This window comes from Sphingomonas lacusdianchii, assembly GCF_022664395.1.
Lineage (GTDB): Bacteria > Pseudomonadota > Alphaproteobacteria > Sphingomonadales > Sphingomonadaceae > Sphingomonas > Sphingomonas lacusdianchii.
The window spans coordinates 438,874-453,840 of sequence record NZ_JAKRET010000002.1 but is presented as its reverse complement, the minus strand read 5'-3'; the positions used below and the strand labels follow the sequence as shown (position 1 = coordinate 453,840).

Genomic DNA, 14,967 nt, shown 5'->3' with positions numbered 1-14,967 from the left:
GCGCGGCCGAAATGCCCCAGGGGTCGGATCGATACCGTACCGGCCGTGAACGGTGATGCGGGCGAACGATCAGACATCGATGCGGGTCCCTTCCGGATCGTAGAAGACAGGCGCGACGACTTCGACCGCGATCGGTCCGCCGGGCATCGGGACGTGCAACGTCTCGCCCAGCCGGCCCCTGCCGCCGCGCACCAGCGCCAGCGCGATCGGCGCGTCGACCGCCGGGCTGTGATAGGCCGAGGTGACGTGGCCGATCGGCGTCGTCGCCGCGGACGGCGTCACGATCTGCGCGCCTTCCTCCAGCACCGTCCGGCCGTCGAGCGTCTTGAGACCGACCAACTGCTTGCGATCGGGTGCAGACATGGCCGGACGCGCCAGCGAGCGCTTGCCGACGAAGTCGGGCTTGGCCTTGCCGATCGCCCAGGACAGGCCGACGTCATCGGGCGTGACCGTGCCGTCGGTTTCCTGGCCGACGATGATATATCCCTTCTCAGCGCGCAGGACGTGCATCGTCTCGGTGCCATAGGGCACCATGTCGAACGCCTTGCCGCGCTCCCAGATCGCCTCCCACACCTGCCGGCCATAGCCGCTGGGCACATTCACCTCGAACCCCAGTTCGCCAGTGAAGCTGACCCGCATCAGCCGCATCGGCACGCCGCCGATGCGCGCATCGGCGATGCTCATGTGCGGGAACGCCACCGCCGATACGTCCAGCCCTTCGATCAGCGGCGCGATCGCGTCGCGCGCGCGCGGCCCCTGCACCGCGATCACCGACCATTGTTCGGTCGTCGAGGTCAGCCAGACGTTCAGGTCCGGCCATTCGGTCTGGAGATAATCCTCCATCATGTTCAGCACGCGCGCCGCGCCGCCCGTAGTAGTGGTGACGTGGAAGCGATCCGCCGCCAGTCGACCGACGACGCCGTCGTCGAGGACGAAGCCGTCCTCGCGCAGCAGCACGCCGTAGCGGCACTTGCCCACGCCCAGCTTCGTCCAGGCATTGACGAAGAAGCGGTTCATGAACTCCGCCGCGTCCGGTCCGACCACCTCGATCTTGCCGAGCGTCGAGGCGTCGAAGATGCCGACGCTGCGGCGGACGGCCGCGCATTCGCGCGCGACCGCGGCGTGCATGTCCTCGCCCGCGCGCGGGAAGTAGTGCGCGCGCCGCCAGTTGCCGACATCCTCGAACGCCGCGCCCTGTTCCTTCGCCCAGTCGTTGATCGCAGTGATCCGCGCCGGATCGAACAGATCTCCACGCGCATGCCCGGCCAGCGTGCCGAACGTCACCGGCGTATAGGGCGAGCGGAAGGTCGTCAGGCCGATCTCCGGGATCGACCGGCCGGTCGCCTCCGACACGATGCCCAGTGCATTGATGTTGGAGAGCTTCCCCTGATCGGTCGCCATGCCCGTCGTGGTGTAGCGTTTGACGTGCTCGATCGACAGGAACCCCTCGCGCGTGGCGAGTAGGATGTCCCTCGCGGTGACGTCGTTCTGCCAGTCGACAAACGCCTTCGCCTTGGTCAGGTCGCTCGACGTCGGAGCCGCGCCCATATAGCCGCCCGTCCCCAGCGCGTGTCGGACCTCCACTGCGGGAGCCGCCGCCGAACCGGTCGGCGCGATCCCTGCCGCCGACACCGCGCCGCGACCGGCCGAGATCCCATCCGCCAGTGCGTCGGCAAGCGCGAAGCGGCCGCGACAGGCGCCCGCCGACCGCTCCGCTTCCGCCGACACGTCGGGCAGATAGGCCTGCAATGCCTCATCCCACGCGAGTTTCCCGCGCGATTGCGAGAAGAGGTGGACGCTGGGGGTGAAGCCCCCCGCCATCAGCACTGCGTCGCAGCGGTGGCGGCGGGTCGCGCCATCCGCCGTGATGGCGATGGATTCCACCCGCAGCCCGCCGGTCGTGCCGTCGATCTTCGCATCCGTCACCACCGGCAAGCCCGCCTGCTGCGCCGCGTCCGACGCCGCCGAGCGCGGGCGAATGTCCGCCACCGCCACGATCGCCACGCCCGCTGCCGCCATCTCGTGCGCGACGCGGTAGGCATTGTCATGCGCACCAACGACAACGATAGCCTGCCCCACCGCGACGCCATATTGCTGGAGATAGGTCCGCGCCGCCTCCGCCAGCATGATCCCGGGCCGGTCATTGTCCGGGAACACCAGCGGGCGCTCGATCGCGCCGGTCGCCAGCACCACCTGCTTCGCACGGACCTGCCACAGCCGTTCGCGCGGGGCGTTTTCGGCCGGGGACGAAAGATGGTCGGTCAGCTTCTCGGTCAGGCCGATCCAGTTGTGCGGGTAATAGCCGAACGCGATCGTGCGCGGCAGCAGCGTGACATTCGGCAAAGCGGCGAGCGCCGTCACTTCCTCGCGCAGCCAGTCGGCCGCCTGCCGACCGTCGATGGCGGTGTCGACCGCCGCCAGCAGCGATCCGCCGAACCGTGCACGATCGTCGCACAGCATCACCCGTGCACCCGCGTCCGCCGCCTGGCGCGCCGCCGCGATTCCTGCCGGGCCGCCGCCGATGACCAGCACGTCGCAATGCGCGTAACGCTGGGTATAATGGTCGGGATCGGGCACGTCCGGCGCGACGCCCAACCCGGCCGCCGCGCGGAGGCGCGGCTCGTACAGCCGGTCCCACGCCTTTTTCGGCCACATGAACGTCTTGTAGTAGAAGCCCGCCGGGATGAAGCGGCTCAGCAGCTTGTCGTTGACGGCCATGCGGTCGTTTTCGAGGTTGGGGTGCCGGTTCTGGCTGACCGCGTCCAGCCCGTCGTACAGCTCGATCTGCGTGGCAAGGAGATTGGGACTATAGCGTGCCGCATCGCGCCGGATGCCGACCAGCGCATTGGGTTCGTCCGCCCCCGCGCCCAGGATACCGCGCGGCCGGTGATATTTGAACGATCGCCCGACCAGATGCACCCCATTGGCCAGCAGTGCGGAGGCGAGCGTATCCCCTTCCCTTCCCGTGTAGCGCTTGCCATCGAAGGTGAAGTGGATCGCCTGGTCGCCGGTTACGGTGCCGCGCGCGATGCGGTGCTGGGGAGACTTCATGCGCGATCCACCTCCGGGGGCTGTTCGCCGACCTTGTACGTCGCGAGGAACGTGTCGCTGCGCGTATCGCGAAGGGCGTTGAAGAAACGCGCGCAGCCGTGCAGGTGCCGCCACCGCTCGGCATGCATGCCCTTCGGGTTGGAACGCGTGTAGAGATAGGCGGTCCACTCGGCGTCGGTCAGGTCGGCGGGCCGGACCGGGCGAGCGATGTGCGCCTCGCCGCCATAGCTGAACTCCAGCTCGGGCCGCTCGCCGCAATAGGGACAGGGGATCAGCAGCATCGCTACGCCTCTTCAGTGCGCGACGGCGGCGGCCGCCGCCTCGTCGATCATGAACCCGTCGCGAAAGCGCTCGATCGTATAGGGCGCGTTGATCGGGTGCGGCTCGTCCTTCGCCATGGTATGCGCCAGCAGATGCGCCGCGCCCGGCGTCGCCTTGAACCCGCCGGTGCCCCAGCCGCAATTGACGTAGAGGCCCGGAACCGGCGTCTTGGCGATGATCGGCGAGCGATCGGGCGTCACGTCGACGATCCCGCCCCAGCTCCGCAGCATCCGCATCCGGCGGAATTGCGGGAACAGCTCGCAGATCGCCTCCAGCGTGTGCGTCGCGATGTGCAGCCCGCCGCGCTGGGTATAGCTGGTATAGGCGTCGGTGCCCGCGCCGATCACCAGTTCGCCCTTGTCCGACTGGCTCATATAGGCGTGGATCGTGTTCGACATGACGACGCACGGGAAGACCGGCTTGACGGGTTCCGACACCAACGCCTGCAGCGGATAGCTTTCCAGCGGCAACCGGACGTCCGCCATGCCCAGCACGACGCTGGTATGCCCCGCAGCCGACACGCCGACGCGCTTCGATCCGATGAAGCCGCGGGTGGTCTCAACGCCCGACACCGCACCCGATGCGTCGCGGCGGATGCCCGTCACTTCGCAATTCTCGATGATGTCGACGCCGAGCGCATCGGCCGCGCGCGCATAGCCCCAGGCGACGGCGTCGTGCCGCGCGGTGCCGCCGCGCCGCTGTAATGCCGCGCCCAGCACGGGATAGCGCATGTTGGGTTCGATATTGAGCGGCGGGCAGAATTCCTTGGCCTGTTCCGGCGTCAGCCATTCATTGTCGACGCCGTTGATCCGGTTGGCGTGGACGTGGCGCTTGAAGACCTGCACGTCATGGATGTTGTGCGCGAGCATCATCACGCCGCGCTGCGAGAACATGACGTTGTAGTTGAGCTCCTGGCTCAGCCCTTCCCACATCTTGAGCGCATGGTCGTACAGCGCCGCGCTCTCGTCGAAGAGATAGTTGGAGCGGATGATCGTCGTGTTGCGCCCGGTGTTGCCGCCGCCGATCCAGCCCTTCTCCACCACCGCGACGTTGCGGATGCCGAACTGACTGGCGAGGTAATAGGCGGCGCCCAGCCCGTGCCCGCCGCCACCGACGATGATCGCGTCATAGGCCGCCTTGGGGCTGGCGTTGCGCCATTGCGGCTTCCACCCCTTGTGGCCCCCCAGCCCCTGGCGGAACAGCGAGAATGCAGAGAAACGCTGCATCAGCCGCGCGCCGTATCGTAGATCGGATAGCGGGCGCACAGCGCGACCACGTCGGCGCGCACCGCGTCGATCAGTGCCTCCGGCACCTCGCCCTCCGACGCAGCGTCGAGGATGCGGTTGATCAGGCGACCGACTTCCTGGAAAGCCGGAACATCGAAGCCGCGGCTGGTCAGGGCGCCGCTCCCCAGACGAATGCCAGACGTCACGAAGGGTTTCTCCGGATCGAACGGGATGCCGTTCTTGTTGCAGGTGATGCCGGCCGCATCGAGGATGTGCTCGGCGCGCTTGCCGGTCAGCTTCTTGGGTCTCAGGTCTACCAAGACGACATGCGTGTCGGTGCCGCCCGACACGATCATATGGCCGTTCGCCTCCAGCGCCTGTGCGTTTTCGACGACGCGGCGGGCATAGTCTTGGAACTCGGGCCGCAGCGCCTCGCCAAACGCGACCGCCTTGGCCGCGATAACATGTTCCAGCGGGCCGCCCTGGATGCCGGGGAAGATCGCGGCGTTGAACTTCTTCGCCAAGGCCTCGTCGTTGGTTAGGATCATCCCTCCACGCGGGCCGCGCAGCGTCTTGTGCGTGGTCGTGGTCACGACATGGGCGTGTTCGAGCGGGTTGGGATGCACGCCCCCCGCCACCAGCCCGGCGAAATGCGCCATGTCGACCATCAGCAGCGCGTCGACGGCATCGGCAATCTCACGGAACCGGGCAAAATCGATCTGTCGCGGATAGGCCGAGCCACCGGCGATGATCAGCCGTGGATGATATTCGCGCGCCAATTCGGCGACCGCGTCATAATCGATGCGCTGATCGTCCTCGCGCACGCCATAGGGGACCGCGTTCAACCACTTGCCCGAAAAGGTCGGCGCCGCGCCATGGGTCAGGTGCCCGCCATGCGCGAGGCTCATCCCCATCAGCGTCTCGCCCGGCTTCATGAGCGCGAACTGCACCGCCATGTTCGCCTGCGCGCCCGAATGCGGCTGGACGTTGGCGAATTGCGCGCCGAACAGGCAGCAGGCCCGGTCGATCGCAAGCTGCTCGGTGACGTCGACATGCTCGCACCCGCCGTAGTAGCGACGGCCGGGATAGCCCTCGGCATATTTGTTGGTCAGCACCGAGCCCTGCGCCTGCAGCACCGCGGTCGACACGATATTCTCCGACGCGATCAGTTCGAGCTTGTCGCGCTGCCGCCCCAGTTCGGCGTCGATCGCAGCGGCGACCTCGGGATCGGTCAGGGCCAGCGCCCCGCCGAAGAACGCGTGGCCGACGTCGCCGCCGCGATTGCGCGTATCCGCCATGTTGGTCCTCCCTCGTCTCTATCGGGGAGGATGCGGACTGACCGGGCTGACCGCTGGAACAAGCGCGCCGCCAATCGTGAAGATTTGCGACAGCCGTCAAAGTGCGGAACATGAGAAGCAGCGGGTCAGCGAGCGCGATGACGCCCCGCGAAGTGGACGGACGAAACGGATCGCAAGCACTTCCGGGAAAAGCGCGACCGCATCTGACAGACTCGTGCGGGAACGCCACTCGTTATTAACCATGTGTCATGCGGACGTCACGACACGGTAATCGCCATGCCACGCAGTCCCGGCACTCGAGCATCTCTTCGCGGCGACGGGCCGCAACGGGATGTGCGGGGATTGGGTGATGGATCTTTCGAACTATGTCCGGGTCGGCCGCTACGACCTGCCGGAACCCACCCGCACTGCGGCCCCCACCGGCAATGTGCTCGGACAGGAAGCATCGGGCGTCGCCTATAACTGGGATACCGACACGCTGTTCATCGTCGGCGACGGCGGCCGGTCGATCACCGAGGTCGACAAGACCGGCAAGCTGGTCAGCACCATGACGCTGGGCGCGGGCAACAGCCCGCAAGGCACCGCCTTCTTCGATCCCGAAGGCATCACCTATGTCGGCAACGGCCAGTTCGTCTTCACCGAAGAACGCGACCGCAACGCCGTGCTCATCACCTACGAAGCAGGCGCGACGAAGACGCGCGCCGATGCGCAGGTCGTCAACCTCGGCACCTTCGTCAACAATATCGGTTTGGAAGGGTTGAGCTACGATCCGCTGACCAAGGGCTTCATCTTCGTCAAGGAAGCCGGTCCGATCGGCGTGTTCCAGACGACGCTGGATTTCGCCAACAACATCGCCAGCAACGGATCAGCGACCACCGAAAATTCGGCGAACCTGTTCGACCCGGCGCTGCTCGGCCTGTCCGACGTCGCCGACGTGTTCGCGCTGTCGAACCTTCCGTCGCTCTCCGGCACGAGCGAAGCCGACAATCTCCTCATCATCAGCCAGGAGGAAGGCAAGATCGTCAAGGTCGATCGCGCCGGCAACATCCTGAGCGAACTGGTCATCAAGACCGACGCCGGCAATCCGCTGGGCGTCGCCGACCAGCAGCATGAAGGGATCACCGTCGACCGCAACGGCTTCATCTACGTCGTCAACGAAAATGGCGGCGGCGACGCCGACCATCCGCAACTCTGGGTTTATGCCCCTGCCGACTTCCCCAATGCCGCGCCGACGGCGGTCACGCTGGGCAACGCCCTGTCGGAGATCGAGGAGAATAGCGGCACCGCCCGCCGGGTGAAGGTCGCCGACGTGCTGGTCACCGACGACGGCATCGGCGTGAACCAGTTGACGGTCACCGGCGCCGACGCCGCCTTCTTCGAAGTCGATTCGACCGGCCTGTATCTGAAGGCCGGCACCAAGCTCGATTACGAGACCAGGACCAGCTACGCCGTCACCGTCGCCGTCGACGATCCCAATGTCGGCGGCGCCGTCGATGCCAGTGTCGATTACGTGCTGAACGTCACCGACATTCCGAACGAAGTCGCGAAGCCGACGCTGTTCATCTCCGAAATCGCGCCATGGTCGAGCAGCAACAGCCCGGTCGCCGCCGACTGGTTCGAAGTCACCAACAATGGGGATGTCGCGATCGACATCGCCGGATGGAAGATCGACGACAATTCGGCTCAGTTCAGCAACGCGCGGGCATTGACCGGTATCGACATCATCGGCGCGGGCGAGTCAATGATCTTCTTCGAAACCGCCGATCTGGCCGCGACCAAGGCGGCGTTCATCGACGCATGGTTCGGGGGGAAGGCACCGGCGGGGCTCCAATTCGGGGCCTATACCGGGTCGGGCGTCGGCCTCAGCAGCAATGGCGATCAGGTCAATCTGTACGACACCGCAGGGGCGGTTCGCGCCAGCGTCAGCTTCGGCGCGTCGCCCGCCGCCAGCCCCTTCGCGACCTTCAACAACGCGGGCGCGATCAACAACGGCGAAGTCACCACATTGAGCGAAGCCAGCCGGAACGGCGCGGTCGCGGTCGGCGACGGCGCGACCGCCGCGATCGGTTCGCCCGGTACCGTCGGCAAGCTGTTCGTGTCCGAAGTCGCCCCCTGGGCCAGCGGCGACAGCCCGGTCGGTGTCGACTGGTTCGAGGTCACCAACTCGACCGGTCTCGCCATCGACCTGACCGGGTGGAAGGTCGACGACAATTCGCAATCGCCGATCGCCGCCGTCGCCCTGTCCGGCGTCGAGGAGATCGCGGCCGGGGAATCGGTCATCTTCGTCAATGGCGGTGCGGCCGAGGTTCAGGCGTTCATCACCACCTGGTTCGGCGGCAAGCTGCCCAACGGAATCCAGATCGGCACCTATATGGGATCGGGGATCGGCCTCAGCACCGGTGGCGATCAGGTCAATCTCTACGATGCCGCCAATATACTGCGCGCCAGCGTCAGCTTCGGCCAGTCGACCGCGCTGCCCTCGCTGGCGACGTTCGACAATGCCGCCGGCCTGACCGGCGCGATCACGCAGATCAGCACCATCGGCAGCAACGGCGCCTATCAGGTGGCGACCGCGAACGGCACCGAGACGGGATCGCCCGGGTCGATCCGCACGATCGTCGACGACAGCAATGTCGCGCCGAGCGCCATCTCCCTCGCCAATGCGCTGGGCAGCATCGACGAGAACAGCGCTACGCTGAACCGGATCAAGGTCGCCGATATTGCCGTCGTCGATGACGGCCGCGGCACCAACGCACTGGGCCTGACCGGCTCGGACGCCGCCTTTTTCGAAGTCGATGCGAACGGCCTGTATCTGAAAGCCGGCACCAATCTCGATTACGAGAGCAAGACCAGCTATGCCGTGACCGTCACCGTCGACGACCCGACCGTGGGCGCGACGCCCGACGCCGCTACCGACTATGTGCTGAACGTCCGCGATATAACGAACGAAGGTAGCGGCCCGGCGATCCGCATCACCGAAGTTGCGCCATGGGCCAGCGGCGACAGCCCGGTCCGCGCCGACTGGTTCGAACTGACCAACTTTTCCGATGCAACGGTCGACATCGCCGGGTGGCGCGTCGACGACGATTCAAACAGCTTCGCCGCATCGGTCGCACTGGGCGGCGTGACCAGCATCGCCGCAGGGCAATCGGTGATTTTCCTGCAGACCACCGACCTCGCCACGACCGCCAAGGCCTTCGTCGACACCTGGTTCGGTGGACAGGCACCGGCCGGGCTGACCTTCGGCAGCTATACCGGTTCGGGCATCGGGCTGAGCGGTAGCGGCGACGCGGTCGTCCTGTTCGACGCCGCCGGCGCCGTCGCGGCTAACGTCACCTTCGGCGCGTCGACCAGTGTCCCGGCGCTGGCGACCTTCGACAATGCCGCCGGGCTGAACAATGCCCGTCTGACCACGATCGCCACCGCCGGCGTCGACGGTGCCTTCACCGTCCCGGGCAGCACGGGCAACAGCGAGACCGGATCGCCGGGCTATATCGCGCCGTCGCGGATTGCCGGCGGGGCCGGTGACGACGTGCTCGACGGTACCGTCCTCGCCGACCTGATCGTCGGTGGCGCGGGCAACGATACGCTGTCCGGCATGGCCGGCAACGATCGGCTGATCGGCGGGGCCGGATCGGACACCTTGCGCGGTGGTACCGGCGCCGACGCGTTCTTCTTCTCGATCGACGACAACGGCCTGTCGCGCACCCGGGCGCAGACGCTCGATCGCATCCTCGATTTCTCTTCCGAGGATGTGCTGGTCACCGACGTCGCGCTGTTCGACAGCGACGGCAACGGCGTCGTCACCTTCGGTCGCAACAAGCTGCTCGACCTGACCGGCGGCGGGCAGGTCAGCATCATCGGCGCCAACGGCAAGCGCGTCATCGCGCTCGAATATGACGGCATCTGGCGCGACGAGGCGACCGGCATCGACCATTATGTCTATAGCCTGGTCGGATCGGCCGCGGGCGTCGCTACACTCGATCTATCCGCCTGACCGGTCCCGGCGGATTTTCGGCATCGTATCTGCCGCTTCCGCCGCAACAGTGCTCGGTGATGCCGTCGGTCGCCCGCCCGGACCGAGCCGGAAGCGCATGACGTCGATCGGGTCGTCATGCGTTTCCGCGGCAGCAGCGTTCCGCCGTTTGCGATCAGCGGCGTATGATCGTGACGCCATAGGCGGCTGCCCGCAGACTACACGAACGCGCAGGCGTGCAGTGCACAATTCACGCGCGGCCTGTCGCGAACCTGTCAATTCCGCAGATTAGATCGCCTCCGGAACGACAACGGAGATCAGACCGGCCGCCATGGCGACGCACTGCTCGATCGATGCACCGGACGACGTGACGGACTGGCACGGCGTGCAGGACGCGGTGTTGCGCTATTTGCGTCACCGCACGACCGATCGCCAGAATGCGAACGATGTCGCGCAGGAAGTGGTGCTGCGCCTGATCGACCTTCGCCGCCGCCAGCAGATCGGCAGCGTCCATGCGCTCGCCTTCCGGATCGCGGACAATCTGCTGATCGACCGGGCGCGCCAGCAATCGCGCATGACGGATTTGCCGGACGAGGAGATTGCGTGCGCCGCGCCCAGTGCGGAGCGTATCGTAGGATCCCGGCAGATGGTGGACATTCTGTCGCGGGCGTTGCGACGCATGCCGCCGCTGCGCCGAGAGGTGATTGTCCGTCGCCGCCTCAATGGACAGAGTTGTGCTGCGATTGCCGCCGATCTGTCGCTTTCCTCGGCCGCGGTGGAGAAGCATATTGCGCGCGGGCTGACCGATCTGCGCGGGGCGCTGGAGCGCAACGGGCTGGGCCTGGAGGATTTGAGCGCATGAGCCTGTCGACGGACGCAGTGGATCTCGCGGCGGCGGCGTGGGTCGAGCGGCTGGCGCGACCGGTACAGGATGCCGAACTGCTGGCCCGGTTCGATGCCTGGATCATGGCCGATCCGCGCCATGCCGAACGCTATGGTGCGGTGCAGGCGCTATGGTCCGGTCCCGCGCTGGCGGAAGCGCTGGGCGCGACCGACACCGCCGATCATCGTCGGCAACCGCGCATGATGCTCGCCGGTGCCCTCGCCGCCTGTCTGGCGGCCGGACTGTGGTTCATGCCCGGTTTCGCGCATCGGCATGTCGTCGTGCCGACGGGAACGACGCGAACGACGGTGCTGGAAGACGGCTCGCGAGTGGTGCTGGCCGGCGACAGCGAACTCGATGTGCGGATGACGCCGTGGAGCCGCAGCGCCGAGCTGATCCGCGGCGAGGCCTTCTTCGATGTCGCGCATCGCCGCTTCCGGCCGTTCTCGGTCGCGGCCGGCGGCGCGGAGGCGCGCGTGTTGGGCACCGCTTTCGACGTGGAACGGCAGGGCGGTGGCGCCGCCGCACTGCGCGTATATCGCGGTGCCGTGTCGTTCGGCGGGGCGGACCGCGCGAACTGGGTCGTCCGCGCCGGCCAGGGCGCGCGCTGGGCGCCCGGCGGGATGAAGCGACTAGCGCCTTCGGGCGGCAGCGCGCCGGAATGGATCGGTGGTTGGCTGGAGGTCGACGATTGGTCGCTGGCGGAGGTCGTGACGCGGCTCAACCGTTTCTCGGCCAAGCCGATTCTGCTTGCCACGCCCGGCATCGGCGCGATGCGCACCAGCGGCCGGTTCGATCTGCGTCACCCGGCACGCGCGCTCGACGGGCTGGCGCTGGGCATGGGGCTGGCATGGCGCGACACCGGCAAACGCTACGTCGTCACCGTCGCCGAAGAACAGCGGTGATTGTCACCAAATTGCCATAACATTTTTTTGTCGGGTTGATCGATCCTCGACCGTCTTACCCGCGAAGGCCGATGATCGACCTGCGGGGGAGTTTCGATGACGATGAAGAAGGCGCTGGCCATGGGGCCGGCGATGATTGCGCTTGTCTACGCTACGGCCGCCGAAGCACGGCAAGGCAATGCCACGAGCGCGACGCGGGATTTCCATATCGCGGCACAGGATCTTGGCAACGCCCTAAAAGAATTCGCCAGGGCGACCGGGCTGCAACTCGCGGCACGGCCCGATCTGTTGCAGGACCGCCGCAGTCGCGCCGTCAATGGCCGGACCAATGCCAGCCGCGCGCTGGCACAGATGACCAAGGGCACCGATGTCGAGGCGAGCATCGTCGGGGGCACCATTGTCCTGCGCCTGCGCGCGGCAAAGCCGGTCTCGCGCCCGAACGCTCCCGCCCGTGCCGTCAGAAGCGCCGCCCTCCCCGCCCGGGACCGATCCGCTCCGGCGGTGGCCGCGGCCAGCGACGAGATCGTCGTCACCGGCTATGCCGCCGCGTTCAAGCAGTCGACCGACCGCAAGCGCCGCACCCGCGTCATATCGGACTCGATCAGCGCGGACGATATGGGCGAACTGCCCGTCAACAATGTCGCCGAATCCATGGCGCGGATGCCCGGCGTCAATGCGGTCCGCAACCCGACCACCGGCGAAGGCGACCGCATCACGATCCGCGGTCTGTCGACCGAACTGAACAGCTATGCGATCAACGGCGTGCGGATGGGCGGCGCAGGCTCGCGCGACGACAATTTCTTTCGCGGCGTCCGCCTCAGCGTGCTGCCGCCCGACGGGATCGACACGATCACCGTCTACAAGTCGTTGACGCCCGATCGCGACGGCGATGCGCTGGGCGGCGGGATCGACATCCGTACGCCGACCGCCTTCGACCGCAAGCCGGAATATTATCTGGTCAACGCGCAGGCCGGCTGGCTCGACAAGTTCGATCGTCGCGGCTCGGGGCAGATATCGGCATCGGTCGGTCGCCGCATCACCGACGACCTCGGCGTCTTCCTGACCGGAAGCTGGAGCCGCCGCCGGTCGCAATATGAATCGAACGGCGGCGACGGCGATAACCAGCCACGCCGCTGGTATGCGGACAGCGAGACGCTTGGCTGGGACCCGGCCGACTTCGTGATGCGCGGCATGAGCCTGACGATGGGCGAGACGGACGTGAAACGCTGGGGCGTGAACGGCAGCATCGACTGGCGCCCCGAAGACCACCAGTTCCATCTGCGCGGTCAGTACAACCGCTACAGCAACACCCAATTCGACAACGAACTGAACTTCCGCAGCGACACGGGGCGGAACTCGACGCGACTGGTGCAGCGCGACGCCGGCGCGATGGACCTCCAGCAACCGGGCAACGCGGTCATCGGCTATGATGCGAAGAAGGGGCGCATCTACGGCTACACGACCGCGCAGATCATCGATCAGGACAAGGACGGTCGCATTACCGATGCGGATCGCAAGACCAAATCGCTCTATTCGCTGTACGGCGGCTCGGGCCAATGGGATCCGCAGGGTTTCCGCCTGCGTCGCTTCTGGAGCGGCGCGCGCAACACCGGTACGCTGGCGTCGGTCAATATCGGCGGCGTCAGCGACTTCGCTGCGGTCAAGCTCGACTATGACCTGTCCTTTTCGCGTTCGGAAGACAATCTGGACGACAGCTACGACCTTCAGTTCCGCGGCGACAAATATGGCTGGCTCGGCAACACCGGCGTCGCGATCAGCAGCATGCAGGATCCCCGCTTCCCGAAATGGATCCTGAACCCGGCCGGGATGGCGGCGGTGCAGGACCCGTCGCAATATCCCTTCAACGGCCTGTCGGGCGAGGTCGGCGGCAGCGGTGAGAGCCTGTGGCAGTCGCAGATGAATCTGTCGTGGACGCCGGGTTCGCCATGGCTCGATTCGATCAAGCTGGGGGCAAAGGCCTTCCGCTCGCGCCGCAGCGTCTACAACGGCACCTTCCTCGATCTGAGTGCCGAGGGCACGATGGCCGACTTCGCCGCCTTCTGCGGCAAGCCGGTGACGTCGATGTTCGGCGGTGCCTATACGGGCGACTATCGTCTTGGCGCGGTGATCGACAACCGCAAGATGCTGGCCGAACTGCAACGCGCCGAACAGGGGAAAAGCACGATCTTCAGCGGTCTGGCCGTTTCGCCCGACGCGGCGCAACTGACCGGCGAGGACAGCTTCCGTTTCGACGAGCGCGTGCTGGCAGGCTATGCGATGGCGACGGCGCATTGGGGTCCGGCACAGCTGATCGGCGGGGTCCGCGTCGAACATACCGCCAACGATATCGATGCCTATGCGCTCGATCCGGTCCGCGGCGAACGCTATACGACCGACTACAGCAGCTTCGTCAACGTGCTGCCGTCGCTCCACCTCAATTACGACGTGTCGTCGCGGACGCTGGCGCGCGCCGCGATCTGGACCAGCTTTTCGCGTCCCGACATAGCGCGGATGAGCTCGTCACGCGAATATAGCTACGACTCCGATCCCGATGGCGACGGCGTCGAGAACCCGACCGCGCAATGGGTGCTGATGGCGATCCGTCAGGGCAATCCCCGGTTGAAGCCGATGCGCGCGGTCAATATCGACCTGTCGCTGGAACATTATGCGGGCAAGTTCGGCGCCTATAGCGCGGCGCTGTTCTACAAGGACATCCGCAACTTCCTGTTCCGCTCGTCCTCCAGCAACGTGCGCAACGGGACGCTGGGCGAACTGGTGTCGCCGGAGGGCGTGACGATCGCCATGCCCAATAACGGACGCGAGGCGCAGGTCTATGGCGCGGAGTTCAGCGCGCAGCAAATCCTGCACTGGCTGCCCGGGGCGTTCGCCGACCTCGGCTTCAACGTCAACCTGACCCTGCAAAAGTCGCGCGCGATCACCGGGATCAGCTGGCACCCCGACGGCTACACGCTGCCGCTGGTCGAAACGCCGGAGCGGATCGCCAACATCCAGTTCTTCTGGAACCACAAGAAAGCGGAGGTCTATGCGTCGTGGACGCACCAGTCGAAATTCCTGGGCGGCATCCAGGATTTCGGCAACGATCCGTACGACCACGGCTATTCGTTCGTCGACCTGACGGCGCGCTACAAGGTGGTGAGCGACGTGGCGCTGTCGGTGCAGGTGCAGAACCTGCTCGACAACTACACCTATTGGGAGACCTTCGGACCCGGCATCGGGTCGAGCCGCGCCTATACCAAGAACGGCCGCAGCGTCTCGTTCGGCATCAACGCCGTCTTCTGAGGACCAG

At 66.4% G+C, this 14,967-nt stretch carries 8 protein-coding genes; 4 read left to right on the top strand and 4 right to left on the bottom strand.

Translation table 11 applies throughout. The features are described from left to right. Nucleotides 1-69 precede the first annotated feature (69 nt). From MF607_RS04775 to glyA, 4 genes are read right to left on the bottom strand one after another with little or no spacing between them, the layout of a single operon-like run. Complete coding sequence (locus tag MF607_RS04775; protein ID WP_242116419.1) at nucleotides 70-3,051, bottom strand: sarcosine oxidase subunit alpha family protein; 2,982 nt, start codon at nucleotides 3,049-3,051, stop codon at nucleotides 70-72. Further along, complete coding sequence (locus MF607_RS04770; protein ID WP_242116418.1) at nucleotides 3,048-3,332, bottom strand: sarcosine oxidase subunit delta; 285 nt, start codon at nucleotides 3,330-3,332, stop codon at nucleotides 3,048-3,050. The genes MF607_RS04775 and MF607_RS04770 overlap by 4 nt, the downstream gene beginning before the upstream one ends. Nucleotides 3,333-3,344: 12 nt before the next feature. After that, the gene (locus MF607_RS04765; protein WP_242116417.1) at nucleotides 3,345-4,598 is read right to left on the bottom strand and encodes a sarcosine oxidase subunit beta family protein; all 1,254 of its coding nucleotides are present in this window, start codon (nucleotides 4,596-4,598) and stop codon (nucleotides 3,345-3,347) included. After that, nucleotides 4,598-5,896, bottom strand: a complete 1,299-nt coding sequence (gene glyA, locus MF607_RS04760) for a serine hydroxymethyltransferase (protein ID WP_242116416.1) — start codon at nucleotides 5,894-5,896, stop codon at nucleotides 4,598-4,600. The genes MF607_RS04765 and glyA overlap by 1 nt, the downstream gene beginning before the upstream one ends. A gap of 349 nt (nucleotides 5,897-6,245) precedes the next feature. On the opposite strand from glyA, the gene MF607_RS04755 reads away from it, so the two are divergent. From MF607_RS04755 to MF607_RS04740, 4 genes are all read left to right on the top strand, one after another. Further along, on the top strand, nucleotides 6,246-9,893 hold the full coding sequence (locus MF607_RS04755; protein ID WP_242116415.1) for a lamin tail domain-containing protein: 3,648 nt from the start codon (nucleotides 6,246-6,248) through the stop codon (nucleotides 9,891-9,893). Nucleotides 9,894-10,203: 310 nt separating this feature from the next. Then, nucleotides 10,204-10,734, top strand: coding sequence for an RNA polymerase sigma factor (locus MF607_RS04750; protein WP_242116414.1), 531 nt, complete (start codon nucleotides 10,204-10,206; stop codon nucleotides 10,732-10,734). After that, on the top strand, nucleotides 10,731-11,660 hold the full coding sequence (locus tag MF607_RS04745) for a FecR family protein (protein ID WP_242116413.1): 930 nt from the start codon (nucleotides 10,731-10,733) through the stop codon (nucleotides 11,658-11,660). Before MF607_RS04750 ends, MF607_RS04745 begins: the two co-directional genes overlap by 4 nt. A gap of 96 nt (nucleotides 11,661-11,756) precedes the next feature. Next, nucleotides 11,757-14,960: a TonB-dependent receptor gene (locus MF607_RS04740; protein ID WP_242116412.1), complete on the top strand. Its 3,204-nt coding sequence runs from the start codon at nucleotides 11,757-11,759 to the stop codon at nucleotides 14,958-14,960. The last annotated feature ends 7 nt before the right edge of the window (nucleotides 14,961-14,967 follow it).

What these genes read in the sequence shown, in the direction of transcription:
- MF607_RS04770 (WP_242116418.1), bottom strand. Translation starts at nt 3,332, where the DNA reads ATGCTGCTGATCCCCTGTCCCTATTGCGGCGAGCGGCCCGAGCTGGAG.
- MF607_RS04750 (WP_242116414.1), top strand. Translation starts at nt 10,204, where the DNA reads ATGGCGACGCACTGCTCGATCGATGCACCGGACGACGTGACGGACTGG.
- MF607_RS04745 (WP_242116413.1), top strand. Translation starts at nt 10,731, where the DNA reads ATGAGCCTGTCGACGGACGCAGTGGATCTCGCGGCGGCGGCGTGGGTC.
- MF607_RS04775 (WP_242116419.1), bottom strand. Translation starts at nt 3,051, where the DNA reads ATGAAGTCTCCCCAGCACCGCATCGCGCGCGGCACCGTAACCGGCGAC.
- MF607_RS04740 (WP_242116412.1), top strand. Translation starts at nt 11,757, where the DNA reads ATGACGATGAAGAAGGCGCTGGCCATGGGGCCGGCGATGATTGCGCTT.
- MF607_RS04755 (WP_242116415.1), top strand. Translation starts at nt 6,246, where the DNA reads ATGGATCTTTCGAACTATGTCCGGGTCGGCCGCTACGACCTGCCGGAA.
- MF607_RS04765 (WP_242116417.1), bottom strand. Translation starts at nt 4,598, where the DNA reads ATGCAGCGTTTCTCTGCATTCTCGCTGTTCCGCCAGGGGCTGGGGGGC.
- glyA (WP_242116416.1), bottom strand. Translation starts at nt 5,896, where the DNA reads ATGGCGGATACGCGCAATCGCGGCGGCGACGTCGGCCACGCGTTCTTC.